Annotated in this window: 1 protein-coding gene; it reads right to left on the bottom strand. The window is 74.1% G+C overall.

The window, feature by feature from the left end; genetic code table 11:
* The coding region (locus tag QSK26_RS41495; RefSeq protein WP_285780861.1) for an IS110 family transposase at positions 1 to 478 on the bottom strand (478 nt) is incomplete at both ends.

The raw sequence follows: 478 nt of genomic DNA, 5'->3' as shown, positions 1-478 counted from the left end.
CCGGCCTGGATCGCGGCGGCTTTGGCGGGCTTGTCGCGGTGCCCCTTGAGCGCCGCGGTGATCTGGGTGAGGGTCAGTCTCGCCGCGGCCTGCGGGGTGGGGGCCTTGGCCAGCAGGGCGAGCACGGTCGTGCTGGTGAGGCCGAGCGGCTGGAAGGCGGCCAGCGCGGCGGGGAAGTAGTCCCGCAGCGCCGAACGGAGCCGCAGCATGTGCCGGGTCCGTTCCCAGATCATCGTCTGATGCGCGCGGGCGACGACCTTGACCGCCTCGGCCTGGTCGGAGTCGGCGGCGATCTCGCGGAGCTGGTGGCGGCGGGTGCGGACCATGTCGGCCAGCGCGTGCGCGTCGGCCTTGTCGCTCTTGGCCCCGGAGTTGCCCATCACCTCGCGATGCCGGGCGGCCTGCTTGGGGTTCACCCCGAACACCCGGTACCCCGCCGCGGCCAGCGCCCGCACCCACGGCCCCCGATCGGTCTCGA

It is taken from the genome of Microtetraspora sp. NBRC 13810, from assembly GCF_030268685.1.
Taxonomy (GTDB): Bacteria; Actinomycetota; Actinomycetes; order Streptosporangiales; family Streptosporangiaceae; genus BSRQ01.
Note: the sequence above shows the minus strand (reverse complement) of the source record. Positions and strands in the feature narration are given on the sequence as shown.